Raw genomic sequence first — 386 nt, 5'->3', positions numbered from 1 at the left:
TAGAACCTTGATTTGCTCAATGGCTTGATAATAGGTCATACTCTAAAAAATTGTCCTTTGATAAAATTATGCGTGTGTTGTCCGTTTTGATAGACCATAATCCGCTCTACGTCTTGATTCCAATATTGAGGCGTTTCATCCAGTCGTTCAATTGGCATACTTAAGCCTTTGGTGCGACCTGTTTTTAATTTGTAAGCCGCTTTGTAAATGATATAAAGCTTTAGTTTGACGCTGCCTAAGAGCTGTTGAAAAGCTTCTTTACTCAAGGCTTGATCCTGCTTTTGAGGATGGTAATAAGCGTTGATTTTACCCGTTTTATTATCATACAAAACCGCCCATTCAAATACTTTTCCTTTGAGAAAAACACGTTCCAAGCGATGAATGCC

At 37.8% G+C, this 386-nt stretch carries 1 protein-coding gene; it reads right to left on the bottom strand.

The genetic code is table 11. The features are described from left to right. Nucleotides 1–35: 35 nt before the first annotated feature. The coding region (locus tag CG11_RS30640) for a hypothetical protein (protein WP_197043982.1) at nt 36–386 on the bottom strand (351 nt) is incomplete at its 5' end.

This window comes from Aureispira sp. CCB-QB1, from assembly GCF_000724545.1.
In the GTDB taxonomy this organism is placed as follows: Bacteria; Bacteroidota; Bacteroidia; order Chitinophagales; family Saprospiraceae; genus Aureispira.
Note: the sequence above shows the minus strand (reverse complement) of the source record. Positions and strands in the feature narration are given on the sequence as shown.